Raw genomic sequence first — 26,611 nt, 5'->3', positions numbered from 1 at the left:
ATGTCCGCCATGCCCGCCACGCCCGCCACGCCCGCCCGACGACGGCCGCTCACGGCCCCGCAGTCGGGAATCTGGTTCGGCCACGAGGCCGACCCCACCCGGCGGCGGTTCACCGCCGGCCAGTACGTCCAGTTCCACGGCGCGATCGACGAGGAGCTGTTCGAACGCGCGCTGCGGGGCGTGGTGGCCGGCAGCGAGAGCCTGCGGGCGCGCTTCGAGCCGACCGCCGACGGCGCCGTCCAGATCATCGAGGACGCCGCCGACTGGCCGCTGCACCGGCAGGACCTGCGCCACCACGAGGACCCGGCCGCCGCCGCCCGCGCCTTCCTCGCCGCCGAACTCGCCCACCCCTACGACCTGACCGCCCGCCCGCCCTTCGACCACTTCCTGCTGCGGACCGGCGAGGCGGAGTACCTCTGGTACCTCCGGATCCACCACATCCTGTGCGACGGCGTGGGCGGGGCCGGGCTGATGCGCCGGGTGGCGGCCGAGTACACGGCGCTGCACGCGGGCGAGCCGCCCTCCACCGGCGTGCACGACCCGCTCCAGGCCCTGCTGGACGACGACGCCGCCTACCGCTCCTCCGCCCGGTTCCGCACCGACGCCGCGTTCTGGGCCGAGGAGTCGGCCGGCCTCGGCGACCCGCCCCGCCTCGCGGGCGGACGCAGCGCCCCGACCGGCTCGGGCCCGCGCCCGCCGGTCGCCGTCCGGACGGAGCTGTCCGCCGAACGCTGGGCCGCTGTCCGCGAGCGCGTCGGCGCGGGCTGGACGGCGCTGTTCCCGGCCGCGCTCGCCGTCGCGCTGCACGCCGACACCGGCGAGGGCACGGCGGTGATCGGCCTCGGCGTCCGCGGCCGGGACGCCGCGCTGGCCCGGCGGGCCCTCGGCATGACGGCGAACGTCGTCCCGCTGCGGCTCGCCGTCGACCCGGCCGCCACCGTCGGCGGCCTGGTGGCGGCCACGGCGGACCGGGTCCGGGCCGCGCTGCGCCGCCAGCGGTACCGCTTCGAGGACCTGCTCCGCGACACCGCCGCCGCCCGGGGCGACCGGCCGCTGATCGGCCCCACCCTGAACCTGCTGCCGCTCGACCTGGGCCTGCGGTTCGGCGGGATCCCGGCCACCGTGCACGAGGTCTCGCCGGGCCTGCCCGAGGACTTCGCGCTCGGCGTCTACGACAACGGCCGCGCCACCCTGCCGGTGTTCGCCGACGCGGTCGGCGACTACCCCGAGGACACCGTCCGGGCCCACCTGGACCGGGTGCTCGACCTCGTGACGGCGCTGGCCGAAGCCCCCGAGGGGCTCCCGGTCGGCCGGCTGCGCACCGGCAGCGCCGTCGCCCTGCCAGCGCCGCGGCCTGCCCCCGCGCTGGCGCCGGACCGGACCGGCCAGGACGGCGACACCCTGGTCTCGCTGTTCGAACAGCAGGCCGCCACCCGCCCGCGGGCACCGGCCGTGGTGCTGGGGGAAACCGTCCTCACCTACCGCGAACTCGACCAGCGCGCCGACCGGTTGGCCCGCCGGCTCGCCGCCCGGGGCGTGCGCCGCGGCGACCTGGTGGGCGTCGCCCTGCCTCGCTCGCCGGACCTGGTGGTCGCGCTGCTCGGAGTCCAGAAGGCCGGCGCCGGCTACCTGCCGCTGGATCCGGACTACCCGGTCGAGCGGCTGCGCGCGACCATCGAGGACGCCGCGCCCCGGCTCGTGGTGACGGACGACTCCGCCCGGGCGGCGCTGCCCGACGGCGTCGAGACCCTGCCCGTCGACGGCGCGGACGAGCCCGCCGACCGGACGCGGCCGCAGCGCCCCGGCCCGGACGGTGTCGCCTACGTCATCCACACCTCCGGTTCCACCGGCCGCCCCAAGGGCGTCCTGGTCACCCACCGCAACGTCACCCGGCTGCTCGCCACCACCGCCGACCGGTTCGGCTTCGGACCGGACGACACCTGGACCCTGTTCCACTCCTACGCCTTCGACTTCTCGGTCTGGGAGCTGTGGGGAGCCCTGCTGCACGGCGGCCGCCTGGTCGTCGTCCCCCGGGACACCGCCCGCTCGCCCGAGGAGTTCCTGCGCCTGCTCGCCGACGAGCGCGTCACGGTGCTCAACCAGACCCCCTCGGCGTTCACCCAGCTGGCCGCCGCCGACGCCGCCCACCCCGGCCCGAGCGCCCGGCTCGCCCTGCGGTACGTCATCTTCGGCGGTGAGCAGCTCGAACCCTGGCGGCTCGCGGACTGGTACCTGCGGCACCCGCAGGACGCGCCCCGGCTCGTCAACATGTACGGCATCACCGAGACCACCGTGCACGTCACGGCCGGCGACCTCGACGCCGCCGCCGTGGCCTCGGGCGCCGCCACCATCGGCCGCCCGCTGCCCGACCTGCGGGCGTACCTGCTGGACGCCGCCCTGCGGCCGGTGCCCGACGGCCTGCCCGGCGAGCTGTACGTGGCCGGCCCCGGCCTCGCCCGCGGCTACCTCGGCCGCCCCGCGCTGACCGCCGCCCGCTTCACCGCCGACCCGTACGGCCCGCCCGGCAGCCGGATGTACCGCAGCGGGGACCGCGCCCGCCGCCGCCCCGACGGCGAACTCGAACACCTCGGCCGCACCGACCGGCAGGTGAAGATCCGCGGCTACCGCATCGAGCCGGGGGAGATCGAGGCCGTGCTCGCCGCGCTGCGCGGCATCTCCGGCGCCGCCGTCCTCGCCACCGAACGGGAGCCCGGGCACAAGGCGCTGACCGCCTACCTGCTCGGCACCGAGGAGGCCGTCCGCGCGGCCGCCGACCACGCCCGCGCGTCGCTCCCGGACCACCTGGTGCCCGCGGCCTTCGTCGCCGTCGAGGCCTTCCCGCTGACCGCCAACGGCAAGCTCGACGAGCACCGGCTGCGGGCCCTGGAGGCCAGGGCGGCGGACGGCCGGGGCCGGGCGCCCAGCGGCGAGCACGAGACCCGGCTGCACCGGCTGTTCGGCGAACTCCTCGGGGCCGAGGGCTTCGGCGCGGACGAGAGCTTCTTCGCCCTCGGCGGCGACTCCCTCTCGGCGAACCGGCTGGTGGTCCGCGCCCGGGCCGAGCTGCCCGCCGAGCTGTCCGCCGGACTGACCATCCGGGACGTCTTCGCGGCCCCCACCGTGGCCGGCCTGGCCGCCCGGATCGGCGCCCGTGGCGCCGCCCGCAGGGGGGAGGCGGCGGCCGGCCGGGAACTCCCGCAGCGCCCGCAGGCCGGCCCCCGGCCGGAGCGCATCCCGCTCTCCCACGCCCAGCGCGGCCTGTGGTTCCTGCACCGGCTCGGCGAGCAGGCGTCGACCTACCACATCCCGCTCGCCGCCCGGCTGACCGGGCCGCTCGACCTGGCCGCGCTACGGGCCGCCGCCGGCGACGTCCAGCAGCGGCACGAGAGCCTGCGCACCGTGTTCCCGGCCACCGACGGGCAGCCGTACCAGCGGATCCTCGACGACCCGCCCCTCCCGCTGACCGTCCGGCAGCTGGACCCCGCCGGCCTGGACGCGGCGGTGCACGAGGAGGTCCACCGGCCCTTCGACCTCGAACAGGGCCTGCCCTGGCGGCTGGTGGTGTTCACCGCCGGGCCCGGCACCCACCTGCTGCTGATCGTCCTGCACCACATCACCGCCGACGAGCAGTCGCTGGGCCCGCTGACCCGCGACCTCGCCGTCGGCTACGCCGCCCGGGCCCGCGGCCGGGCCCCCGAGTGGCCCCGACTGCCGCTCCAGTACGCCGACTTCACGCTCTGGCAGGGTCGGGAACTCGGCCCGGCCGACGAGCCCGACAGTCCGCTGGCCACCGAACTGGCGCACTGGCGCCAGACCTTGCACGGCGCGCCGGAGCGCACCGCGCTGCCGGTGGACCATGAGCCGCCGCCCGGAGCGGCCCTGCGCGGGGCCGCCGCCGAGTTCCAGTGGGACGCCGAACTGGTCGCCGCAGCGGCCGAATTGGCGGCCGGCCGGGGAGCCACCCTGTTCATGGTGCTGCACGCGGCCGTCGCCTGCCTGCTGGCCCGCTCCGGAGCGGGCGCCGACCTCGTCCTCGGCACGGTCACCGCCGGCCGCGCCGACCCGGCCCTGGACGACCTGGTCGGCTACTTCGCCCAGCCGCTCGCCCTGCGCACCGACCTCTCGGGCCGCCCGGGCTTCGCGGAGCTCGTCGACCGCGTCCGGCACGCCGACCTCACCGCCTTCGCCCACGACCAGGCGCCCTTCGACCGGGTGGTGGACGCCCTCGCACCCGACCGGGAACTCGGCCGCCACCCGCTGTTCCAGGTGATGATCACCCTGCACGGCGGACGCCGACCCGCGCTCACCCTGCCCGGACTGTCCGGCGCACCGCACCGATTCGAGCGGGTGATGGCCAAGTTCCCGCTGCTCTTCGAGTTCGCCGAACAGCCGGACGGCACGGTGCGCGGCGTCCTGGAGTACAGCACCGGCCACTTCCGTCCCGAGACCGCCGACCGCCTGGCGCAGGGCCTCGGCCGCCTGCTGGCGGCCGCCCTGGCCGACCCGGCGGCACCCGTCGACACCCTTGGCCCCCTCGACCTGCCCGGCAGCCTCGACCTGCCCGGCACCCTCGACCTGTCCGACACCCCGGGCCCGGCCGGCCGCCCGCTCCCGGCGTCCGCCGCCGCCCGCCCGCAGCCTGTCACCCGCCCGGAGGGCGGCTCGCCCGCCGAGGAGCAGCTGCGGACCCTGTTCGGCAGCGTGCTCGGCCGGTCGCGGCCCGGGCCGTCGGAGGGGTTCTTCCGGCTCGGCGGGGACAGCATCCTGGCCATCCAACTGGCCACCCGGGCCCGGTCGGCGGGCGTGCTGATCACGCCGAAGGACGTGTTCACCCACCAGACCCCGCGCGCCCTCGCGGCCGCCGCGGCCGTCGTCCCGGACGGTGTCCGCGCCCCGGCCGCCCGCCCGGCGGCGCCCGCGCCCCCGGGCGGGGTGCTGCCGCCCACCCCGATCGCGGACTGGCTGGCGGCCCGCGGCGGACCGATCCACGGCTACGCCCAGTCCCTGCTGTGCGAGGTGCCGCCCGGCGCCACCGAACACACCCTGAGCGCCGCCCTCCAGCAGCTCGTCGACCACCACGACGCGCTGCGGACCCGCCTGACCGGGGCCCCGGGCGAGCCGCTCGCCTTCGAGATCCGGCCCGCCGGGACCGTCCCGGCGGCCCCGCTGCTGCACCGGATCGACCTCGCCCGCGAGGGCCTCGCCACCGCCCCCGGCCGCGACCCGGCGCCCGCCCTGCTGGAACTCGTCGCGGAACAGCGGCACGACGCCCGCCGCCGCCTCGACCCCTACCGGGGCGAACTGCTGCGGGCGGTCTGGTTCGACGGCGACCAGGGCGGCCTGCTGCTGATGGTGATCCACCACCTCGCCGTCGACGGCGTCTCCTGGCGGATCCTGCTCGACGACCTCGCCCGGGCCCACCGGGCCGCCGCCGACGGCCACCCGGCCGACCTCGCCGCCGTCCCCGTCACGGCCGCCGACTGGGCCCGTGCGCTGCGGGCCGCCGAGGCCGACCCGGCGGTCGCCGCCGACCGCGACCACTGGCACGGCCTGCTGACCGCCGGCACCGGGACCATCGGCACCCGGCCGCTGGACCGCACCCGGGACACCGTGGCCGGGGCCGCGACCCTGCGCACCACCCTGGGCGGCGGCCCGACCGCCGCCCTGCTGACCGACCTGCCCGACCGACTCGGCGCCGCCGTACCGGAGATCCTCCTCGGTGTGCTCGCCGCCGCCCTGCGCGGCTGGCGCGCCCGCGGCGCCGACGGTCCGCTCCTGGTGGACGTCGAGGGCCACGGCCGCGACCCGGAACTCGCGGCCCTCGACGGCCTCGACCTCTCCCGGACGCTGGGCTGGTTCACGGTCATCCACCCCGTCCTGCTGGACACCGGCCCGGCCGGACCCGACACCGGGGGAGCGGCCCGCGCCGACGACCTCGCCCCCGCCGACGACCTCGCCCCCGCCGACGACCCGGCCCCCGCCGACGAACTGGCCCGCGCCGTCGCGGCCGCGCGGCGGCGCCTGCGTGCCACCCCCCACCGGGGCCTGACGTACGGGCTGCTCCAGCGGTCCGGCGCGCTGCCCGACCGCCCGGCCCCGATCGCCTTCAACTACCTGGGCCGCTTCGACACCACCCGACGCGGCCCCTGGCAGCCCGTCCCCGGCACCCTGCGGGGCGAGGCCGACCCCACCCTGCCGCTCGCCCACACCCTCTCGGTCGACGCCTTCGTGGAGACCGGCCCGGACGGCCCGCGGCTGCGGGTCGAATGGGCTTGGCCGGCCGGCGTGCTGGCCGCCGACGCGGTGGCCGAACTCGCCGCCCGCTGGGAGCAGGCCCTCACCACCCTGTCGTCCGCCGGCCCGCCCCGGGCCGGGGGGCCCGCAGCCGCCGCCCAGCCCGAAGCGCCCGCCGAGGCGCCCGTCGAAGCGCCCGCCGAGGCCGCCGTCCTGCTGCCCGCCACGCCGCTCCAGGCCGGACTGCTGTTCCACTCCCGCTACGCCGCCCACGACGGCCGCCGCGACCCGTACCTCGTGCAGCTCGTCCTCGACCTCACCGGCGCGATCGACCCGGAGCGGCTCCAGGACGCCGCCCGGCGGCTGCTCGCGCGCCATCCGCAGCTCGCCGGGGCCTTCACCAGCGGCGAGTCCGGCCCGCCGCGGCAGGTCGTGCCGGTCGAGGTGACGCTGCCCTGGCGCACCGTGGACCTCACCGGGCGGGCGGAGGGGGAGCAGTACGCCGACGCCCGGCGGCTCGTGGCGGAGGACCGCCGGCCGTTCTCGGTCGACACCCCGCCGCTGATCCGGTTCACCCTGCTGCGGCTGGCCGCCGACCGGTGGCGGCTCGTCTTCACCCACCACCACCTGCTGCTGGACGGCTGGTCGGTGCCGATCGTGCTGCGCGAGCTGCTCGCGCTGCACCAGGGCGTCGACCTGCCCCCGGCGCCGTCCTACCGCCGCTACCTCGACTGGCTGGCCGGGCGCGACGACGCGGCCGCGCGCGGCGCCTGGCGCGTCGCCCTCGCCGGGGCCGAGCCCACCCGGGTCGGCCGGCCCGCGCCGGCCGGCGGCGAGGGCGCCGACGACGGCCCGTCGACGAGCGTCTTCACCCTGCCCGCCGGGCTCACCGCCGGGCTGCGGGCGCGCGCCGCGCAGTGGGAGGTGACCCTCGGCTCCCTGGTGACGACGGCGTGGGCGCTGGTGCTCTCCCACCTCACCGGCCGCGACGACGTCCTGTTCGGCACCACCGTCGCCCAGCGCCCGGCCGAACTGCCGGAGGCGGACCGGCTCGTGGGCCTGCTGATCAACACCGTGCCGGTCCGGGCCCGGCTGCACCCGGGCGAGCCGCTGCGCGAGCTCGCCGCCCGGCTCCAGCGGGAGCGCACCGCGTTGCTGGACCACGAGCACCTGGGCCTCACCGAGGTGGAGGAGGCCGCCGGTGCCGGGCGACTCTTCGACAGCTCACTGGTGTTCGAGAACTACCCGCTGGACGAGGCCGGGTTCGTCGAGCCCGCGCCGGGCCTGCGGATCGGTGCCGTCGAACCGTTCGACGGCACCCACTACCCGCTCTCGCTGGTGGTGCTGCCGCGCCGGGGCGGCCTGGACGTGCGGCTCCAGCTGCGGCCCGCCGAACTGGACCGGTACCTCGACGCGGACCGGCTGCGCACCTTGCTGACGGCCGCCTGCGCCGCCCTGGCCGGTCCTGGCGCGGACGCGCTGACCACCGGCCGGGTCGACCTGCTGCCGCCCGTCCAGCGGGCGGGGCTGCGGGCCTGGGGCACCGGCCCGGCGGCCGACGCCGAACCGGTGTCGGTGGGCGCGCGGTTCGAGCGGCTGGCGGCCGACCACCCGGACCGGATCGCCCTGCGACACGTCGACGGCGCCGGTACCGCCGCCACCACCACGAACGCCACCACCACGTACGGCGCGCTCAACGCCGACGCCAACCGGCTGGCCCACCACCTGGCCGGCCTCGGGGTGCGGCCCGGCACCCGGGTCGCCGTACGGCTGCCGCGCTGCCCGGAGGTGCCGGTGGCGATGCTGGCGCTGGCCAAGCTCGGCGCCGTCTGCGTCCCGCTGCACCCGGGGTTCCCGGCCGAGCGGCTGCGCGCGCTCGCCGCCGAGGCGGGCGCCGAACTGCTGCTGGACGCCCAGGTGTTGGCGGCGGTCCGGCGGGCGGGCGGGAGCGCGGGCAACCCCGGCGTGGAGGTGCCGCCCGGGCAGGTCGCCCAGTTGCTGTACACCTCGGGCTCGACCGGCCGCCCCAAGGGCGTGGCGGTCACCCACCGCAACATCCTCGCCCTGGCCGACGACCCGCTGTGGCACGGCCCCGACCACGACCGGGTGCTGTTCCACTCGCCGCACGCCTGGGACGCCATGGTGTACGAGCTGCTCATGCCGCTGCTGACCGGCCGTCAGGTGGTGGTGGCCCCGCCGGGAGAGCTGACCCCGGCGGACTACGCCCGGGCCGTCGAGCGCGGCGGCGCCACCGCGGCCTGGCTGACGGCGGGCCTGTTCGACCTGCTGACCGAGCAGGTCCCGGCGGCCCTGGCCCGGTTGCGCCTGATCTGCACCGGCGGCGACGTCGTCCCCCCGGCGGCGCTCGCCCGGGCCCGGCGGGCCGCGCCCGGGCAGCGGCTGCTGGACCTGTACGGGCCGGTGGAGAGCACGACCTTCGCCCTGGGCCACGAAGTCCCGGCGGGCCCGGTCCGCGAGGGCGAGGCCGTCCCGATCGGCCGCCCGCTCGCGGGGACGAGGGTGCTGCTGCTGGACGCCGCGCTGCGCCCGGTGCCGCCGGGCGTCCCCGGCGAGATCCACCTGGGCGGCGAGGGCCTGGCCGCGGGCTACCACGGCGCCCCGGCCCGGACGGCCGAGCGCTTCGTCGCCGACCCGTACGGCCCGCCGGGCGGCCGGCTGTACCGCACCGGGGACCTGGGCCGGTGGGACACCGAGGGCCGGCTGCACTTCCTGGGGCGCGTGGACCGGCAGGTGAAGATCAACGGGTTCCGGATCGAGCCGGGAGAGATCGAGGCCGCGCTGTGCGCCGAGCCGGAGGTCACCGCCGCCCGGGTGGTGCCGCACGGGGCGGGCCCGGCGGGCCGCTCGCTGGTCGGGTACGTGGTCGCCGACCGGCCGGTGGCCGCCGGCGAACTGCGCCGCCGGCTCGCCGGGCGGCTGCCGCGCCACCTGGTGCCCGCCGTGCTCGTCCCGGTCGACGCGCTGCCGCTGGACGCCAACGGCAAGGTCGACACGACCGCCCTGGGCCCGCCGCAGCGGTCGGCCCCGGGGCCGACCCGCTCGCCCCGCCGGGAGGTCCTGGCGGCGCTGTTCGCGGAGGTGCTGCGGGTGCCGGCGGTCGCGCCGGAGGACGACTTCTTCGCGCTCGGCGGCAACTCGATCGCCGCGATGCGGCTGGCCGGGCGGATCCGGTCCACCCTGGGGGTCGACGTGCCGCTCGGCGAGCTGTTCGACGCGCCCACGGTAGCCGGGCTGGACCACCGGCTCGACCGCGCCGCCCGTACCGACGGCACCGGCGGCAGCGCCCCGGCGCTCGGCGACCGGACGGCCCGGCCCGACCGGCTGCCGCTCGCCCCCGCCCAACTGCGCCTGTGGACGGCCAACTACCTGGGCGAGCACCGCCCGGACTACCTCACCACCCTGGCCCTCGACCTCACCGGCGGGCTCGACCCCGCCGCGCTGCGGGCCGCCCTCGGCGACCTGGTGGCCCGGCACGAGGCCCTGCGGACCGTCCTGCCGTACGGCCCGGACGGCCCCGAGCAGCGCATCCTCGCGCCCGCCGATGCCCCGCCCGGCGCCCCGCCCGCCGACGCCGACCTCGCCGAGGCCTTCCTCACCGCCGTCCCGTCCGCCGCGCCCCGCTTCCTCGACGTCCCGCCGGAGCGGCTGGACGCCTGGATCGCCGCCGAACTCGACCGCGGCTTCGACCTGTTGACCGAACCGCCGCTGCGCACCGCCCTGCTGCGCAGCGGCCCCGACCGGCACACCCTGCTGCTGGTGCTGCACCACGCGACGGTGGACGGGCACGCGCTCGAACCGCTGCTGGCCGACCTGCGGTCCGCCTACCGGGCCCGGGCGGCCGGCGGGGCGCCGTGCTGGCCGTCGCCCGCCGTCCAGTACGCCGACCACGCCCTGTGGCTGCGGCGGCGGCTCGGCGACGAGGACCGCCCGGAGAGCCCGGCCGCCCGGCAGGCCGCCTACTGGAAGGGCGCGTTGGCCGCCCTGCCGCCGTGGCGGGGCCTGCCGGACGCCACCGGCGCCTCGGGCGCCGGGCCGGGCGCGGCCGGCACCGTCCGCTTCGCCCTGGACCTGCGGGAGCACCGCCGGCTGGCGGCCGCCGCCCGGGCCTGTTCGGCCGGCACCGGGATGGTGGTGCAGGCGGCGTTCGCCGCCGCGCTGGGCGACCTCGGCGCGGGGCACGACCTCCCGATCGGAGTGCCGCTGGCCGGGCGGGACGACGAGGTGCTGGACGGCGTGGTCGGCTGCCTGGTCAACACCGTGGTGCTGCGGGTCGACACCTCCGGCGCCCCGACGGCCCGCACCCTGGTCGGGCGGGTCCGGGAGCGGCTGCTGGCCGCCCACACCCATCAGGACCTGCCGTTCGACCGGGTGGTGGAACTGGTCAACCCGGCCCGGCAGGCGGGCCGCCAGCCGCTGTTCGGGGTGGCGCTCTCCCATCTGGTGCGGGCCGAACCGGCCGACGGCGGGCGGTGGGCCGACGCCGTGACGGTCGCCGAGCGGCCCGTCCCGGTGGCCCGCACCGCCGTCGACCTGCTGCTCCAACTGGTGGAGCGGCGGACCGCGGACGGCGCACCCGGCGGGCTGGAGTGCGCCCTGGTACACGCGCTGGACGGCTGCGACGAGCCGACCGCCCGGCGGGTGGTGGCCGCCTTCCGACGGCGGGTCACCGAGTTCTGTGACGAGTTGAACAACGAGTCGAACGACGAGGTCAACGTCGAGGTCAACGTCGAGCTCAACGTCGAGCTCAACGTCGAGCTCAACGGCGAGCTCGACGACGAGTCGGCCGACGAGTTGAACGACCTTGCCCACGTGCACGACCACAACCATGAAGTGAGGGCCCGATGAGCAGCACCAACCCCTTCGACGACGAGCAGGGCGCGTTCCTGGTCCTGGCGAACGAGGAGAACCAGCACGCGCTCTGGCCCGCCTTCGTCGACGTGCCCGCCGGTTGGCGCAGCGTGTTCGGCGAGGAATCCCGGCAGGCCTGCCTGGATTACGTCGAGAAGAACTGGACCGACCTGCGTCCGCGCAGTCTGGCCGAGGCGATGGACGCCCGCGTCGACTGAGCGCGATCGGCCGGTCCATCAGGGCTGTTCCGCCCTGACTTAAGGATCTTCCGTCCCCCGCAAGCGAACTGACAGCATGTCAGGGACGGGCGCGGGGCCGACCCGCAGGAACGAGTGCGGCGCGCCTGGGTTTCCCCCACGCCCGGCCGCGCCGCCGGCGAGCCGGCCCCGGAGCCCCGCAGGCACCCGATTGCCGCCCGTCCGGACCGCAGCGGCACCGCCCGTTGTCCGAAGCCCTCACGAGGAGTCACCGATGAACGCTGTCACCCCGCGCCCCGCCGAGCGCACGGCCCGGCCCCGGCACTACCTGATGTGCCGCCCCAGCCACTTCGAGGTCACCTACGCGATCAACCCGTGGATGGACCCGGCGAAGCCGGTCGACACCGGGCTCGCCGTGGCGCAGTGGGAGCGGCTGTACGCGCTCTACCAGGAGCTCGGCCACCGGGTCGACCTGATCGACCCGATCCCGGGCCTGCCCGACATGGTCTACGCCGCCAACGGCGCCACCGTGGTGGACGGCAAGGTGCTCGGCGCCCGCTTCCGCAACGCCGAGCGGGCCGCCGAGGGCCCCGCCTACCTGGAGTGGTTCCGCGCCAACGGCTACCCCGAGCTGCACGACCCGGAGCACGTCAACGAGGGCGAGGGCGACTTCCTGGTCACCGCCGAGTACGTGCTCGCCGGGCGGGGCTTCCGCAGCACGCCGGCCGGCCACGCCGAGGCCCAGGAGTTCTTCGGGCGCCCGGTGATCGGCCTGGAGCTGATCGACCCGCGCTACTACCACCTGGACACCGCGCTGGCCGTCCTGGACGGCGACGAGATCATGTACAACCCGGAGGCCTTCTCCGCGGGCAGCCGCGAGGTGCTGCGCCGGCTGTTCCCGGACGCGGTGCTGGCCGACGCCGGCGACGCCGCCGTGTTCGGCCTCAACGCGGTCAGCGACGGCCTGCACGTGTTCCTGCCGGAGGCGGCCACGGGCCTCGCCGACAAGCTGCGGGAGCGCGGCTTCGAGCCGATCGGCGTCGACCTGTCCGAGCTGCTCAAGGGCGGCGGCAGCGTCAAGTGCTGCACGCTGGAGCTGCGCCACCGCGCCTGACCGCTGCCCGTCCGCCCCTTCGCCCGCCTCCGTGACGCCGGGGGCGGACGAACGGGGCGGACGCGGGCCGTGCGACCACCCCGTACCAACGCGACGGGCCGCGCGGGCCTCCCCCCGAGGAGGTCCGCGCGGCCCGTCGGCGTCGCGCCCCGGTGCCGCCGCCCGACGGCGGCGGCCCGGTGGCGGCTCAGTCCGGCCGCCCCGCGCGCGGCGGCCCGCTCTCGGCCCAGCGCTTCAGCAGGGCGGCCGCCGCGCCCGAGTCGACCGCCTCGGCGGCCCGGGGCAGCACGGCCGCCAGCCGCTCGACGACCGGCCGCTCGGAGGGCGTCAGCGCCGCCAGGCCGGCCGCCGCGGACAGCAGGACGGCGTCACGGACGGGGCCCTGCTCGCCGTCCAGGACGGCGTGGACCACGCCCGCGTTGTGGGCCGCGTCGCCGCCGCGCAGCGCGTCCGGGGCCGCCGTCGCGATCCCGAGCTCGCGCGGGTCGAGCCGCTCCTGCACGAACCGGCCGGTGGTCGCCGTCCAGACCGTCGAGGTGGTGGAGACGGACAGTTCGTCGAGGCCGTCGTCGCCCCGGAAGACCAGCGCGTCCACGCCCTGGCGGGCGAACACGGCGGCGATCAGCGGGCCCAGCCGGGGATCGGCGACGCCGACCGCCATGGCCGTGGGCGAGGCCGGGTTGGTCAGCGGGCCCAGCGCGTTGAACGCCGTCGGCACGCCCAACTCCTTGCGGGCGACGGCCGCGTGGCGGAACGCCGGGTGGAAGGCCGGGGCGAAGCAGAAGCCGATCCCGACCTCGCGCACCGAGCGGGCCACCTCCTCGGCCGAGAGCTCCAGCGCGATGCCGAGCCGCTCCAGCACGTCCGCCGAGCCGGAGGCGGAGGAGGCCGAACGGTTGCCGTGCTTGACCACCCGGGCCCCGGCGGCCGCCGCCACGATCGCGGCCATGGTGGACACGTTCACGGTCTTCGCGCCGTCCCCGCCGGTGCCGACGATGTCCAGTGTCGGCCCCGGCACGTCGACCCGCACCGTGTGCTCGCGCGCGGCCCGGACCAGCCCGTCGACCTCCTCGGCGGTCTCGCCCTTGGCCCGCAGCGCCACCAGGAACCCGGCCAGCTGCGCCGGCGCCGCCTCGCCGCGCATCACCCGGTCCATCGCCCAGGCGGTGTCGGCGGTGCTCAGGTCCGTCCCGCCGATCAGCGCCGTGAGCAGCTGCGGCCAGCTGCGCGATTCACCATTCCCTGTCACTGGTCACCCATTTCCGCTCGTCGGTTCCGATGTGCGTGCGGTCAGCGCCCGGCGCCGACCGCGAGGAAGTTCTCCAGCAGCTGCATGCCGCCGGTGGTGGTGATGCTCTCGGGGTGGAACTGCACCGACTCGATGGGCAGGCTGCGGTGCCGCATGCCCATGACGTAGCCGTCGTCGTCGGCGGTCGCGGTGAGTTCCAGGTCCTCTGGCAGCGGCTGGGTGACGATCAGGGAGTGGTACCTGGTCGCGGTGAGGCTGTTGCCGAGGCCGGCGAACAGGCCGCGCCCGTCGTGCGTCACGGTGCTGGTGCGCCCGTGCATCAGCCGGTCGGCGACCTGGACCCGCCCGCCGAACGCCAGGCCGATCGCCTGGTGGCCCAGGCACACGCCGAGCAGCGGGACCTTCCCGGCGAAGTGGTGGACGAGCTCGACGTGGCCGGAGGCCGCCGGGTGCCCGGGGCCGGGGCCGAGCACGACCGCGTCGGGCGCGGTCGCGGCCAGCTGCTCGGGGGTGCGGGTGTGCGAGCGGACCACCTCGGTGTCCGCGCCGAGCGCCCGCAGGTACTGGTCGATGATGTGGACGAAGCTGTCCCGCGCGTCCACCAGCAGAACCTTCACGCCGTCAACTCCTCACCCGTCAGCGCCCAGTAGGCGGCGCCCAGCTTCGCCAACGTCTCGTTCCACTCGCCCTCGGGGGTCGAGTCGGCGACGATCCCCGCGGAACTCTGCACGGAGTACACCGCGCCGTCGTGCGCGATCGTGCGGATGCACAGGGCCAGTTCGCTCCAGCCGCCGACGTCGATCAGGCCGACGGCACCGGCGTAGGCTCCGCGCGGCTCCCGCTCGATCTCGTGGATGATCTCCATGGCGCGCAGCTTCGGCGCGCCGGTCATGGTGCCGGCCGGGAAGGTCGCGCACAGCGACCGCCACACGTCGGCGTCCTCCTCCAACTCGGCGCTGACCGTGGACACCAGGTGGAAGACGTGCGAGAAGGTCTCCACCACCATCAGGTCGTCGGCCGTCAGGGTGTGCGGCTTGCAGACCCGGCTGATGTCGTTGCGGGAGAGGTCGACCAGCATGACGTGCTCGGCCTGCTCCTTGGTGCTCGCCAGCAGGGCCTTGATCCGCCGCTCGTTCTCCTCCTCGTCCTGGTCGCGACGGGTGGTGCCGGCGATCGGGCGCATCACGATCCGGCCGTCCTCGATCCGGAACAGCAGCTCGGGGCTGGCGCCGATCAGCGTGCCCTCGCCGTTCGGGAGCAGGTACATGTGCGGGGAGGGGTTGCGCGAGCGCAGCCGCCGGTAGACCTCGACCGGCGTCAGCGCGGTGCGGACGTCGATCCGGTGGCCGACCTGGATCTGGTAGATGTCGCCGACCCCGATGTGCTCCAGGCAGCGCCGGACCCAGCCGTGGAAGGTGTCGCGGTCCACGCTGTCGTGCACGGACTGCGGGCGGACGGCCGGCGGGCACGCGGCCTGCGGCTCCTGCCCGGCCGCTTCCCGGGCCGCGCCCGCGAGGTCGTGGCGGCCGTGCTCGCCGAAGGCCGGGCTGTCGGCGGTCCGCAGGACCGGCGCGCCGTCGGTGCCGTAGTGCACGCTGTCGCGGAACAGCGTCAGCACGGCGTCCGGGCGGGCCGGCGGCAGCGCCCGGGCGGGCAGGTCCTCCATGTGCCAGGCCGCGTCGTAGCCGAACCGGGCCAGGAAGCCGAAGTGGAAGCGGTCGCCGGGCAGGCCCGGCTCCAGGCCGAACAGGCCCTGCGCGCGCCGCAGGAACTCCCAGACGCGGGCCGGCTCGGGGGCCTCCAGCCGCGCGGGGGCGTCCGCGGCGGGGGTGAGGCCCGCCGCCTCGGCGGTCGCCCGCAGCACCGGGGCGAGCTCCGCGATCCCGTCGATCTCCAGGTACGAGCCGTACAGCCGGATCTCGGCGAGCGGGCCGCAGCCGAGCACCGCGGGCCCGCCCTGCCGGCCGGACTCGGTCAGGCTCTCCAGCAGGTACACCTGCTCCGCGCCGAGCCGGTCGCCCAGCCGCGTGTACAGCTCCAGCGGGTCGTGCGGCGGCAGCGGCTCGGTGCCGAGCCGGACGGCGAACGGAGGGTGCGATGGCGCGTCTGGCATCGGAATCCTCATCGTGAATGGCCGGCTGGGTACGGCCGGTGAACCAATGGCCTCCAGTCAATCCGTTCGTCCCGGAAGGCGGTCAGACCAGTTCTCCGGTGCGGGAGCAGGCCAATTCGCGGACGCTTGACCTTCTTTCCGCGGCCGGGCTGCAATGAGCGGGCCAGCGATTTCCGTTCCCATCCGAGGGCCGTGATGAATCGAATTCCGCAGACCGGAGCACCTGCCGCCTGGCGTTCCCTGCCGGCGGCCCAGCAACCGCAGTGGCCGGACCGGGCGGCGCTGCGCGAGGTGGTCGCCGACCTGTCGGCCGCCCCGCCCCTGGTCCTCGCCGAGGAGTGCGACCGGCTGACCGACCGGATGGCCGCCGTCGCCGCCGGCGAGGCCTTCGTCCTCCAGGGCGGCGACTGCGCCGAGACCTTCGGCGGGCTCACCGCGGACGCGGTCACCGCCAAGCTGCGCACCCTGTTGCAGATGGCGGTGGTCCTGACCTACGCGAGCGGCGTCCCGGTCGTGAAGATCGGCCGGCTGGCCGGGCAGTACGCCAAGCCCCGCTCCCAGCCGGACGAGACCCGCGACGGCCTCAGCCTGCCCTCCTACCGGGGCGACGCGGTCAACGGCCCGGAGTTCACCGAGGCGGCCCGCCGCCCGGACCCGGCGCGGCTGCGGCGGATGTACGAGGCGTCGGCGGTCACCCTCAACCTGGTCCGCGGCTTCGCGGCCGGCGGCAGCGCCTCCCTCTACCAGGCCCACCAGTGGAACCGCGGCTTCCTGGAGGACTCCGCCGAGGCCCGCCGCTACGAGGAACTGGCCGACGGCGTGGACCGCGCACTGCGCTTCCTGCAAGCCTGCGGCTGCGACCCGGCCGGGCTGCTGGAGGCCGAGTTCTTCGCCAGCCACGAGGGACTGCTGCTGGACTACGAGCAGCCCCTCACCCGCACCGACCCGCGCACCGGGGCGCACTACGCCACCAGCGGGCACCTGCTCTGGGTCGGCGAGCGGACCAGGGGCCTGGACGACGCGCACATCGCGTACTTCGCCGGGATCCACAACCCGATCGCCGTCAAGCTCGGCCCCACGACCACCGCGGACGAGGTCCTCGGCTACGTCGACCGCCTCGACCCCGACCGCCGGCCCGGCCGGCTGACCTTCGTGGTGCGGATGGGCGCGGGCCGGGTGCGCGAACTGCTGCCGCCGCTGGTGGAGAAGGTCACGGCGGAGGGCGCCCGGGTCGCCTGGATCTGCGACCCGATGCACGGCAACACCGTCCAGACCGACGACGGCCGCAAGACCCGCCGCTTCGACGACATCCTGGGCGAGGTCGCCGGCTTCTTCGAGGTGCACCGGGAGCTGGGCACGCACGCCGGCGGCATCCACGTCGAACTCACCGGCGACGACGTCACGGAGTGCCTCGGCGGCGGCGACCAGGTCCGCGCCGAGGACCTGCACCAGCGCTACGAGACGGCCTGCGACCCACGGCTGAACCACCGCCAGTCCCTCGACCTCGCCTTCCGGGTCGCGGAGCTGATGAAGGCCTGAGAACCGCCCCGGGCCGCGGTTGGCCGGATCGGTGCGCGCCGATCCGGCCAACCGGCCTTTCCGCGCCGATTCCCCGTCGGTCACCCGGGGGCGCGGACGCCGATCGCAGTCCGTCAGGCGGCGTCTTTTGGGGAGAACTGAATATCGTTGACCCATTGACCGGGCCGTCCTTAGAGTGCCTTGCGATCCTGCGCCTATTCCTCTGGGGGGAGTGGAAACGGTGGGGTACCGACCTGGTTCCGGCATACGCCACGACGGCAGTTCCTCACCCGTGCCCCGGGTCGAGTACCGCATTCTCGGCCCGCTCGAAGCGCTCGTCGACGCCAGGCCGCTGAACCTCGGCGGGATCCGGCAGCAGACGGTGCTCGCCGCGCTGCTCCTCGACGTCAACCGGGTGGTCAGCGTGGACCGCCTGGTCCGCGCCCTCTACGAGGAGGCCCCGCCGGCCACCGCCCGCGCGCAGTTGCAGATCAGCGTCTCCGCCCTGCGCCGGCTGTTCGCCGTGCACGGCCTCTCCGACGTCATCACCACCCACCCGCAGGGCTACATGGTGAAGGCGGCGGACGCCCAGCTCGACCTGCTCCAGGCCCGCGACCTGGTCGGGAAGGCGCGGGCGCTGCGCGACCGGAAGGCGGCGGACCGCGACCGGACGGCGGAGGACCGCGACCGCAAGGCGGAGGCCGCCGCCCTCTTCCGGCAGGCGCTCGGACTGTGGCGCGGCGACCCCCTCGGCGGCCTGCCCAGCGAGGCGCTCCGGTCCGCCGCCGGCCAGCTCACCGAGCAGTGGGTCGGCGCCACCGAGGAGTGCGTCCAGCTCGAACTCGCACTCGGCCGGCACGGCGCGGCCGTCGGCGAACTCATCGGCCTGGTCGACGAGTTCCCGTTACGGGAGCGGCTGCGCGGCCAGCTGATGCTGGCGCTCTACCGCTCCGGGCGCCAGACCGAGGCGCTCCAGGTCTACCGCGACACCCGTCAGTGGATGATCGACGAACTCGGTGTCGAACCCGACCCCCGGCTTCAGCGGCTCGAACTCTCCATCCTCGCCGGCGACCCCCGGCTCGACCTGCCCGACGGCCGTCCGGCCGCCGCCCACGCCACCCCGGCCGCCGAGTCCGCCGCCGCGCCGCCCGTGGCCACCGCCGCCCCCGTCACCGTCCCGGAGATGCTCCCCGCCGACCTCGCCGACTTCACCGGCCGCGAGCACCTGCTCGCCGGCCTGCGCGAACGGCTGCTGCTCTCCTCCCACGACCAGTCCCGGCTCGCCGTCCCGATCGTCTCCGTCGTCGGCAAGGCTGGGGTCGGCAAGACCGCCGTGGCCGTCCACGCGGCCCACCAGATCGCCGCCGAGTTCCCCGGCGGGCAGCTCTTCGCCGACCTGCACGCCGGGGCCCCCGACACCGTCGGCCCGGCCCAGGTGCTGGAGCGCTTCCTGCGCGCCCTCGGAGTCAACGGCACCGCCATCCCCGACGGGCTGGAGGAGCGGGCCGAGATGTACCGGGCCCTGCTCGCCGAGCGCCGGGTGCTGATCGTCCTCGACAACGTCGCCACCGAGAGCCAGATCACCCCGCTGCTGCCGGGCAAGCCCACCTCGGCCGTGATCGTCACCAGCCGGCGGCACATCGGCAGCCTCGCCGGAGCCGTCCGGGTGGACGTCGACACCTTCGACCCCGACCAGTCCGCGGAACTGCTCGGCCGGATCGCCGGCCCCGCGCGGGTGGCGGCCGAACCGGAGGCGGCGAAGGCGCTGGCCGAACTCTGTGACCACCTGCCGCTGGCGCTGCGCATCGCCGGCGCCCGGCTCGCCGCCCGGCCGCACTGGGAGATCACCGAACTGGTGGAGCGGCTGGAGGACGGGACCCGCCGGCTCGACGAGCTCAAGTACGCCGACGTCGGCATCAGGGCCGGCCTCTCGCTCACCTACGAGAGCGTCAGCGAGGACGCCCGCCGGCTGCTGCGGCGGATCGCCCTGATCGACGAGGGGCCGTTCTCCACCTGGGTCGGCATGGCGCTGCTCGACCTGCCCGAGTACCAGGTCCAGGACCTGATCGACGAACTCTCCGACGCCCAGCTGCTGGACGCCGTCGGCACCGCGCCCGGACGCCACACCCAGTACCGGCTGCACAACCTGGTCCGGGTCTTCGCGCGCGAACGCCTCGTCGACGAGGAGAGCGTCGAGGAGCGGGAGTCCGCACTGGCCCGGGTGATCGGCTGCTTCCTCTACCTGCTGATCGAGGCGAGGCAGCGCGAGTACGGCCGCGACGTGCTGATCCGCGGCCGCGGCACCGCCCTGCACCCGCTGCCCGCCCGGACGGTGGACCGGCTGCTGGCCGAGCCGCTGCGGTGGTTCGCCCGGGAGCGGCCCATGCTCGTGCCCCGGGTCAGACAGGCGGCCATGATGGGCCTCACCGCGCACTGCTGGGAACTCGCCGTCACCGCCGTGACGTTCCTGGAGACCCACGGCCGGCTCGACGACTGGCGCGACACCCACGAACTCGCCCTCGCGGCCGCCCGCAAGGGTGGCGACCGGCTCGGCCAGGCCGCCGCACTGCACTCCCTCGGCTCGCTCGCGCTGACCCGGCAGAACTTCGCCGCCGCCGAGGAGCGCTTCCGCCAGGCCGCCGGGATCTTCACCGACCTCGGCGACGACCTCGGCTCCGCCCTCACCGCCCGCGGCCTCGGCTACCTCGCCCGGGTGGACGGCCGGATCGACGAGGCGACCGCCCACTACCAGGCCGCCCTCACCGTCCTGCGGGCGAGCGGCGGCTCCGTCGCCGTCGCCTACGTGCTGCACAACCTGGCCCAGCTCAAACTGGGCGAGGGCGACGAGGAGGGCGCCGGAGAGCTCCTCGACGAGGCGTTGCGGCTGAGCCGGGAGGGCCGCGGCCGGCGGGTCGAGGCCCAGGTGCTGCACCGGATGGGCCAGAGCCACCTGGAACGCGGCGGCTACGACCGGGCCCTGGAGGCCTTCTCCCGCGCCCTCGACGTCGTCCGGCTGATCGGCGATCACACCGGCGAGATCTACGCCCTGCACGGCATCGGGGCGGCCCGCCACCGGCTCGGCGAGAGCGGCGAGGCCGCCCACGCCCTGCACCGCGCCCTGCTCCTCGCGGAGGGCTCCAACGAGCGGCTGATCATGGGCCGGATCCTCGTCACCCTCGGTGAGTTGGCGCTCGGCACCGGGGAGGCCGACCTGGCGGTCCAGCACCTGCGGCGGGCCCGGCTGGTGTTCCGCCTCATGCGGACCCCCGCCGAGGAGGCCCGCACGCTCGACCTGCTGCGCTCCGCCCGGCTGGCCGCCGGCGACCCGGAGCCCCCCGCAGGCCCGGGTCCACCTTCCTAGTCGGCGATGAAGGCCACCGCGTAGTGGTTCAGCGAGAGGGTGAGGCTCACCCGGTGCCCCGACTCGCCGTCGGAGACCCGGAAGGTGGCCGCCACCTCGGGGTGCACGGTGAACAGGCCGAGCCCGCTGAAGTACCGGTCGACGTCGAACACCAGCCGGTAGAGGCCGCGCCCGCCGTCCGTCCCGCCCCACTCCTCGATCCGGCCGCTCGCGTCCGTTCTGCGCTCGACCACCGGCACCCACTCGTTGTCGACCAGCGACTCCAGTCTCGCGTCGAGGCCGACGGCGGTGCGCCCGTGGACGCTGTCCAGCGCTTCGACGATGACCCTCGCCATCAGCCCACCCGCCCCGGGCGCGGTAACCGGGCCGGCGGACGTTCCTCGGACGGGATATCTCGCATGAAAACCACTCCTTGCCTCAGTACACGATGCATTGGGAAAAGGGCGCGTCAAGCCTATTGTCAGGGGTCCCGCTATCGGCCCGCCATCGAATGATTATTTGTTCGAAAAGTCTTGACGGGCAGTGATTCCGGACCAGTAAAGTCACCGCTGCCAGCCACAATCCTCCGCCGCCGCACACCGCGACCTCCCGTCCGGTCGCCCGTCCGGCGGCGTTCCCGAAAGAGGCGGAAAATCCATGTCTTCGAAATCCGTCCCCACCGCACGGCGGCTCCGGGTATTCGACTCGACACTGCGCGACGGCGAACAGGCCCCGGGCAACGCGATGAACCCCGACCAGAAACTGGAGCTGGCCCTCGCCATCGAGGCGACCGGCGTGGACACCATCGAGGCCGGCTTCCCCAGCTCCTCACCGCGTGACTTCGAGGCGACCAGACTGATCGCGGGCGCGCTCACCACCGCCAAGGTGGCGACTCTCAACCGGGCCGTCCGCGCGGACATCGAGCTGGCCGCCGAGGCCGGCGGCGTCGAGCGCCACCAGGTCCAGATCATGGCCACCGGCAGCGACGTCCACCTGGAGCACAAGCGCGGCCTCACCCGGGCCGAGGGCCTGCACGAGATCATCGACAGCATCCGGTTCGCCCGCGAGCTGGGCTTCACCGACATCACGCTCGGCATCGAGGACGCCAGCCGGGGCAGCGACGACCTGCTGCGCCCGATGATCGAGGCCGGCATCGAGGAGGGCGCCGGCACGGTGGCGCTCGCCGACACCACCGGCTGCCTGATCCCGGCCGAGTTCGGCGCCCAGGTGGCGCGGGTCCGCTCCTGGATCCCGGACCACATCATCCTGTCCACCCACTGCCACCAGGACCTCGGGCTCTCCCTCGCCAACGCCCTGGCCGGCGTCGAGGCGGGCGCGGACGAGGTGCAGGCCACCATCGCCGGCATCGGCGAGCGCGCGGGCAACACCCCGCTGGAGGAACTGGCGGCGGTACTGCTCTACAAGGGCGAGCAGCTCGGCCTGACCAGCCGGCTGCGCACCGAGAAGTTCTACGAGGCCTACCAGCTGCTGGCCCGGATCATCGGAATGTCGACGCCGCGCAACAAGGCGATATTCGGGGAGAACGCCTTCGCCACCCAGGCCGGAATCCACCAGGCCGGAATGCTGCGCAATCCGGTGACCTACGAATACGTCGAGCCGCACAGCTTCGGCCGGGAGCGCGGAATTCTCATCGGCCGGCACTCCGGGCGCAATGTGGTCCGCAACCTGTTCGACCAGATGGGAATCGGCGCCGAGCGCGACCTGCTCGACGAGATCTACGAGACCTACATCGCGGGCCGCGCCGACGGCACCTGCATCGAACTGGGCGAGCTGCGCGAGATCATCGCCGAGCGCCTGGAGCGCACCAGCGAGATGGCGGTGGCCAGCTGATGGGCGGCACCGAGCGCAACCTGATCGAGAAGGTCTGGCAGAGCCACGTCGTCGACCAGGCACCGGGCGAGCCCGACCTGCTCTACATCGACCTGCACCTGCTCCACGAGGCGAGTTCCCCGCAGGCCTTCGACGGCCTCCAGCTGGCCGGCCGCCGGGTCCGCCGGCCCGACCTCGCGCTCGCCCTCGAGGACCACAACGTGCCCACCAACACGCTGCTGGTCAAGGACGCGATGGGCAGCGCCCAGCTGGAGCGCCTGCGCGAGAACTGCGAGGAGCAGGGGATCGAGCTGTTCTCGCTCGGCGACGATCGGCAGGGCATCGTGCACGTGGTGGCGCCCGAACTGGGCTTCGTGCGCCCCGGCATGACCGTGGTGTGCGGTGACAGCCACACCTCCACGCACGGCGCCTTCGGGGCGCTCGCCTTCGGCGTCGGCACCAGCGACGTCGAGCACGTGCTCGCCACCCAGACGCTGGCGCTCCAGCGCCCCCGGACGATGTCCGTCGAGTTCGTCGGCGAGCCGCCGGCCGACGTCACGCCGAAGGACCTGATCCTCGCGCTGATCGCGCACATCGGCGCCAACGGCGCCAACGGCTACGCGATCGAGTACCGCGGCAAGGCCGTCGAGGACCTCTCCATGGAGGGGCGGATGACGGTCTGCAACATGAGCATCGAGGCGGGCGCCCGCGCCGGCCTGATCGCCCCCGACGACACCACGCTCGCCTACCTGCGCGAGCGCTGGGACCCGGCCGCCGAGGCCGACTGGGACGAGGCCGTCCGCTACTGGCAGTCCCTGCGCACCGACGAGGGCGCCGCCTTCGACCGCGTGGTCGAACTGGACGTCACCGGGCTCAAGCCCTTCGTCACCTGGGGCACCAACCCCGGCCAGGCCGTCCCGCTGGACGCCGCGGTGCCGGCGCCCGAGACCTTCGCGACCCCCGCCGAGCAGCAGGCCGCGCGCCGCGCCCTGGAGTACATGGGCCTCGAACCGGACGTCGCCCTGCGGGACGTCGAGATCAACACGGTCTTCCTCGGCTCCTGCACCAACGGCCGGATCGAGGACCTGCGGGCCGCGGCCGACGTGCTGCGCGGCCGCAAGGTCTCCGACCGGATCACCATGCTCGTCGTCCCCGGCTCGATGGCCGTCCGGGCCCAGGCCGAGGAGGAGGGCCTGGACCAGGTCTTCCTCGACGCGGGCGCGCAGTGGCGGCTCTCCGGCTGCTCGATGTGCATGGGCATCAACGCCGACCGCCTCCAGGGCATCCAGCGGGTCGCGTCCACCTCCAACCGCAACTACGAGGGCCGGCAGGGCACCCACGCCCGCACCCACCTGGTCTCGCCCGTCGTCGCCGCCGCCACCGCCGTGGTCGGCCGCCTGGCCGCGCCGACCGAGCTGTGACCGCGCCCGCCGGGCACACCCGCCCGACCCGTTCCACCCGACCGGCCTGTTCGACCCGTTCGACCGACCGCAGCCAGACCGACCAGCAGGGGGCAGAGGCATGAGGGAGCCGCTCACGGCGCACACCGGACAGGCCGTGGCCCTGTCCCGGGACGACGTCGACACCGACCAGATCATCCCGGCCGAGTTCTGCAAGCGGCTGACCAAGACCGGCTACGCCGACACCCTGTTCGGGCACTGGCGCAAGGAGCCCGGGTTCGTCCTGAACCAGCCGCAGCACCAGGACGCGAGCGTCCTGGTGGCGGGCCACAACTTCGGCACCGGCAGCTCCCGCGAGCACGCCGTGTGGGCCCTGCGCGACTGGGGTTTCCGGGCCGTCATCGCCACCAGCTTCGGCGACATCTTCCTGCGCAACGCGCTGAAGAACGGTCTGCTGGCCGTCGCCCTGCCGGTGCCCGTCGTCGCCGACCTCGCCGAACGCGCCCAGGCCGACCCGAAGTTCGAGATCACCGTCGACCTGGAGCAGCTGACCGTCGGCACCGACCTCGGGACCTGGGAGTTCGAGGCCGACCAACGCGCCCGCTGGCTGCTGCTCAACGGCCTCGACGACATCGACGTCACCCTGCGCAAGGCCGACGCGATCGCCGCCTTCGAGCAGGGCCGCCCGGCCTGGATGACCAGCATCACCCGCGGCGCCTTCTCCTCCCCGGACACCGCGAAGCAGCGCCGGGCCTCCTGACGACCGCACCCCCCGGCGCAGCTCCCAGGGCCGCGCGGCGGTGACCCTGCCCGACGCCCCCGGCCCGGCCGACCCGACCCACACCCGGCCGGCCCCACCCCAGAAACGGTGAGAGACCCATGACCAAGACAGTGACCGTCATCCCCGGTGACGGCATCGGCCCCGAGGTGACCAAGGAGGCCCTGGAGACCATCGAGTCGCTGGGCCTGGACCTCGCGGTCGACGTGCTCGACCACGTCAACGCCGACACCTACCTGCGGACCGGGGTCTCCCTGTCCGACGAGGACTTCGAGCGGATCAAGGCGAGCGACTCGGTGCTCTTCGGCGCCATCGGCGACCCCCGCGTGAAGACCTCGGACTACGGCCGCGGCGTCCTGCTGCGTCTGCGCTTCGACCTCGACCTGTACGTCAACCACCGCCCGGCCACCCTGCTCCAGGAGCGGCTGAGCCCGCTGCGCGACGCCCGGACCCGCGCCATCGACGCCGTGATCGTCCGGGAGAACACCGAGGGCCTCTACACCGACATCGGCGGTGTGCTGCGCGGGAACACCGTGCACGAGATGGCCGTCGACGCGGACGTCAGCACCTACATGGGCGTCTCGCGGGTGATGGAGTACGCGTACTCGATCGCCGAGCGCGGCGTCTGCATGGTCGACAAGTCCAACGCCGTCCGGCACGGCGGCCAGGTGTGGCAGCGGGTGTTCCGCGAGGCCGCCGCGAAGTACCCCGCCATCAGCTCCACCCACCTCTACGTCGACGCCGCCGCGATGAAGCTGATCTCCGACCCGTCGCAGTTCGACGTGATCGTCACCAACAACTCGTACGGCGACATCCTCAGCGACCTGGCGGCCATGCTGGCCGGCGGCCTGGGCAACGCGGCCTCGGCCAACATCAACCCGGACACCGGGTTCGGCCTCTACGAGCCGGTGCACGGCAGCGCGCCCGACATCGCCGGCCAGGGCATCGGCAACCCCTTCGGCGCCATCCTCAGCTCCGCGCTGATGCTGGAGCGCCTGGGCTGGGCCGCCGAGGCGAAGGCGATCCAGCTGGCCGTCGGCACGGCCGTGGCCGAGGGCGCCTGCACGCCGGACCTCGGCGGCTCCCTCACCACCGAGCAGGTCGGCGCCGCGGTCAGGGCGGCCCTCGCGGCGGCCTGACGGCATGACCCGCCCCCACCCCCCAACCGCCGCCGTGGTCGCCCCACCGACCACGGCGGCCGGGTCCGTCCTCCCCGACACCGCCCGGCGGGCGGGCGTCCGAAGGCGGACCCAGGCCGCTCAGCCCCAGGGATTGTGCTCGTGCGATTCGCTGACCGCGGTACGGAACGTGGTGTGCTCGATCATCTCGTACGGACTCCAACTCCTGGACGGCGCGGCCGGTCGGCAGCGGTTGAAAGGATGGCTGAAGCCTGGCAGCTCCGGCCATCGGCCCGCTATCGACGCCCGCTGGGCACGCCTGCTGTCGACGCCCGCCGGGTACGCCCGCTGTCGACGCCCGCGCCCGGCCGGACGGCACCGGGTTCGGCGCCGCCGGGGCGGCGGGGCCGGCTCGGTAGGATCCTGGCATGGGTGCGCAGGAAGAGGCGTGGGACACGGACGCGGCGGAGCGGGCGGTCGCGGTGCTGAAGGCGGTCGCCGACCCCTCCCGGTACCGGCTGCTCTGGGCGCTGACCCGGCGGGAGCTGCCGGTCAGCGAACTGGCGGAGCTGCTGGGCGCGCACGTGGCGGCGACCTCGCAGCACCTGGCCAGGCTGCGGGCGGCCGGGCTGGTCGTCTCGCGCCGGGAGGGCACCCGGATCTTCTACCGGGCCGCCGAGGTGCGCGGCCTGCTGACGGAGGCGGCGCTGATCGCCAACGACCTGCCCGGGCGCGGTGACGGCGGTGACGGCGGCGGTACCGGCCCGGCCGCCGCGACGGCCGAGCAGCCGTTCGCCCGCGCCGTCCGCTCCGCCCGCCGCCGCCCGGCCACCGGCCAGGCCTGAGGCCCG

General features: G+C 75.3%; 14 protein-coding genes. 10 read left to right on the top strand and 4 right to left on the bottom strand.

Translation table 11 applies throughout. The features are described 5' to 3' along the window. The 3 genes from AC07BF_RS01735 to ddaH all read left to right on the top strand — a co-directional run bounded on the left by AC07BF_RS01735 (window position 1) and on the right by ddaH (window position 12,414). Window positions 1–11,100 carry an amino acid adenylation domain-containing protein gene (locus AC07BF_RS01735; protein ID WP_478332762.1) on the top strand — a complete coding sequence of 3,700 codons (11,100 nt, stop codon included), beginning with the start codon at window positions 1–3 and terminating at the stop codon, window positions 11,098–11,100. Beyond that, on the top strand, window positions 11,097–11,321 hold the full coding sequence (locus AC07BF_RS01730) for an MbtH family protein (protein ID WP_063349723.1): 225 nt from the start codon (window positions 11,097–11,099) through the stop codon (window positions 11,319–11,321). The genes AC07BF_RS01735 and AC07BF_RS01730 overlap by 4 nt, the downstream gene beginning before the upstream one ends. 253 nt (window positions 11,322–11,574) lie before the next feature. Then, the gene (gene ddaH / locus AC07BF_RS01725) at window positions 11,575–12,414 is read left to right on the top strand and encodes a dimethylargininase (protein ID WP_363585092.1); all 840 of its coding nucleotides are present in this window, start codon (window positions 11,575–11,577) and stop codon (window positions 12,412–12,414) included. A 187-nt stretch (window positions 12,415–12,601) separates the two neighbouring features. Here the strand turns inward: ddaH and trpD are convergent, their stop codons facing one another. From trpD to AC07BF_RS01710, 3 genes are read right to left on the bottom strand one after another with little or no spacing between them, the layout of a single operon-like run. Further along, complete coding sequence (trpD, locus tag AC07BF_RS01720) at window positions 12,602–13,663, bottom strand: anthranilate phosphoribosyltransferase (RefSeq protein WP_363585090.1); 1,062 nt, start codon at window positions 13,661–13,663, stop codon at window positions 12,602–12,604. Between the two features lie 41 nt (window positions 13,664–13,704). After that, window positions 13,705–14,280 carry an anthranilate synthase component II gene (locus AC07BF_RS01715; RefSeq protein ID WP_063349726.1) on the bottom strand — a complete coding sequence of 192 codons (576 nt, stop codon included), beginning with the start codon at window positions 14,278–14,280 and terminating at the stop codon, window positions 13,705–13,707. Further along, window positions 14,277–15,776, bottom strand: a complete 1,500-nt coding sequence (locus AC07BF_RS01710) for an anthranilate synthase component I family protein (RefSeq protein ID WP_363585088.1) — start codon at window positions 15,774–15,776, stop codon at window positions 14,277–14,279. Before AC07BF_RS01710 ends, AC07BF_RS01715 begins: the two co-directional genes overlap by 4 nt. 195 nt (window positions 15,777–15,971) lie before the next feature. Here AC07BF_RS01710 and AC07BF_RS01705 point away from each other — a divergent pair, with 195 nt between their 5' ends. Continuing rightward, on the top strand, window positions 15,972–17,315 hold the full coding sequence (locus tag AC07BF_RS01705; RefSeq protein WP_363623385.1) for a class II 3-deoxy-7-phosphoheptulonate synthase: 1,344 nt from the start codon (window positions 15,972–15,974) through the stop codon (window positions 17,313–17,315). 271 nt (window positions 17,316–17,586) lie between these two features. Beyond that, window positions 17,587–20,655, top strand: coding sequence for an AfsR/SARP family transcriptional regulator (locus tag AC07BF_RS01700; protein ID WP_400810047.1), 3,069 nt, complete (start codon window positions 17,587–17,589; stop codon window positions 20,653–20,655). Here the strand turns inward: AC07BF_RS01700 and AC07BF_RS01695 are convergent. Further along, window positions 20,652–20,990, bottom strand: a complete 339-nt coding sequence (locus AC07BF_RS01695; RefSeq protein WP_363585084.1) for a hydroxyisourate hydrolase — start codon at window positions 20,988–20,990, stop codon at window positions 20,652–20,654. The genes AC07BF_RS01700 and AC07BF_RS01695 overlap by 4 nt on opposite strands. Before the next feature lie 301 nt (window positions 20,991–21,291). Here AC07BF_RS01695 and AC07BF_RS01690 point away from each other — a divergent pair, with 301 nt between their 5' ends. The 5 genes from AC07BF_RS01690 (at window position 21,292) to AC07BF_RS01670 (ending at window position 26,605) form a co-directional block, all read left to right on the top strand. After that, window positions 21,292–22,485, top strand: a complete 1,194-nt coding sequence (locus AC07BF_RS01690; protein ID WP_478332761.1) for a LeuA family protein — start codon at window positions 21,292–21,294, stop codon at window positions 22,483–22,485. Beyond that, the gene (gene leuC, locus AC07BF_RS01685; protein ID WP_363630445.1) at window positions 22,485–23,885 is read left to right on the top strand and encodes a 3-isopropylmalate dehydratase large subunit; all 1,401 of its coding nucleotides are present in this window, start codon (window positions 22,485–22,487) and stop codon (window positions 23,883–23,885) included. The genes AC07BF_RS01690 and leuC overlap by 1 nt, the downstream gene beginning before the upstream one ends. Before the next feature lie 100 nt (window positions 23,886–23,985). Then, window positions 23,986–24,624 carry a 3-isopropylmalate dehydratase small subunit gene (gene leuD / locus AC07BF_RS01680; RefSeq protein ID WP_363630447.1) on the top strand — a complete coding sequence of 213 codons (639 nt, stop codon included), beginning with the start codon at window positions 23,986–23,988 and terminating at the stop codon, window positions 24,622–24,624. A 119-nt stretch (window positions 24,625–24,743) separates the two neighbouring features. Continuing rightward, window positions 24,744–25,781, top strand: coding sequence for an isocitrate/isopropylmalate dehydrogenase family protein (locus AC07BF_RS01675; protein WP_363630449.1), 1,038 nt, complete (start codon window positions 24,744–24,746; stop codon window positions 25,779–25,781). A gap of 407 nt (window positions 25,782–26,188) precedes the next feature. Then, window positions 26,189–26,605 carry an ArsR/SmtB family transcription factor gene (locus tag AC07BF_RS01670; protein ID WP_063349734.1) on the top strand — a complete coding sequence of 139 codons (417 nt, stop codon included), beginning with the start codon at window positions 26,189–26,191 and terminating at the stop codon, window positions 26,603–26,605. Window positions 26,606–26,611 lie beyond the last annotated feature (6 nt).

This window comes from Kitasatospora sp. NPDC043950 (genome assembly GCF_056435345.1).
The sequence above is the reverse complement of the archived record's forward strand: the minus strand, read 5'-3'. Positions and strand labels throughout refer to the sequence as shown.

Excerpts from the sequence above, each read along its gene's own strand:
- AC07BF_RS01710 (WP_363585088.1), bottom strand. The coding sequence starts at position 15,776 with ATGCCAGACGCGCCATCGCACCCTCCGTTCGCCGTCCGGCTCGGCACC.
- leuC (WP_363630445.1), top strand. The coding sequence starts at position 22,485 with ATGGGCGGCACCGAGCGCAACCTGATCGAGAAGGTCTGGCAGAGCCAC.
- leuD (WP_363630447.1), top strand. The coding sequence starts at position 23,986 with ATGAGGGAGCCGCTCACGGCGCACACCGGACAGGCCGTGGCCCTGTCC.
- AC07BF_RS01675 (WP_363630449.1), top strand. The coding sequence starts at position 24,744 with ATGACCAAGACAGTGACCGTCATCCCCGGTGACGGCATCGGCCCCGAG.
- AC07BF_RS01735 (WP_478332762.1), top strand. The coding sequence starts at position 1 with ATGTCCGCCATGCCCGCCACGCCCGCCACGCCCGCCCGACGACGGCCG.
- AC07BF_RS01705 (WP_363623385.1), top strand. The coding sequence starts at position 15,972 with ATGAATCGAATTCCGCAGACCGGAGCACCTGCCGCCTGGCGTTCCCTG.
- AC07BF_RS01695 (WP_363585084.1), bottom strand. The coding sequence starts at position 20,990 with ATGGCGAGGGTCATCGTCGAAGCGCTGGACAGCGTCCACGGGCGCACC.
- ddaH (WP_363585092.1), top strand. The coding sequence starts at position 11,575 with ATGAACGCTGTCACCCCGCGCCCCGCCGAGCGCACGGCCCGGCCCCGG.
- AC07BF_RS01730 (WP_063349723.1), top strand. The coding sequence starts at position 11,097 with ATGAGCAGCACCAACCCCTTCGACGACGAGCAGGGCGCGTTCCTGGTC.
- AC07BF_RS01670 (WP_063349734.1), top strand. The coding sequence starts at position 26,189 with ATGGGTGCGCAGGAAGAGGCGTGGGACACGGACGCGGCGGAGCGGGCG.
- AC07BF_RS01690 (WP_478332761.1), top strand. The coding sequence starts at position 21,292 with ATGTCTTCGAAATCCGTCCCCACCGCACGGCGGCTCCGGGTATTCGAC.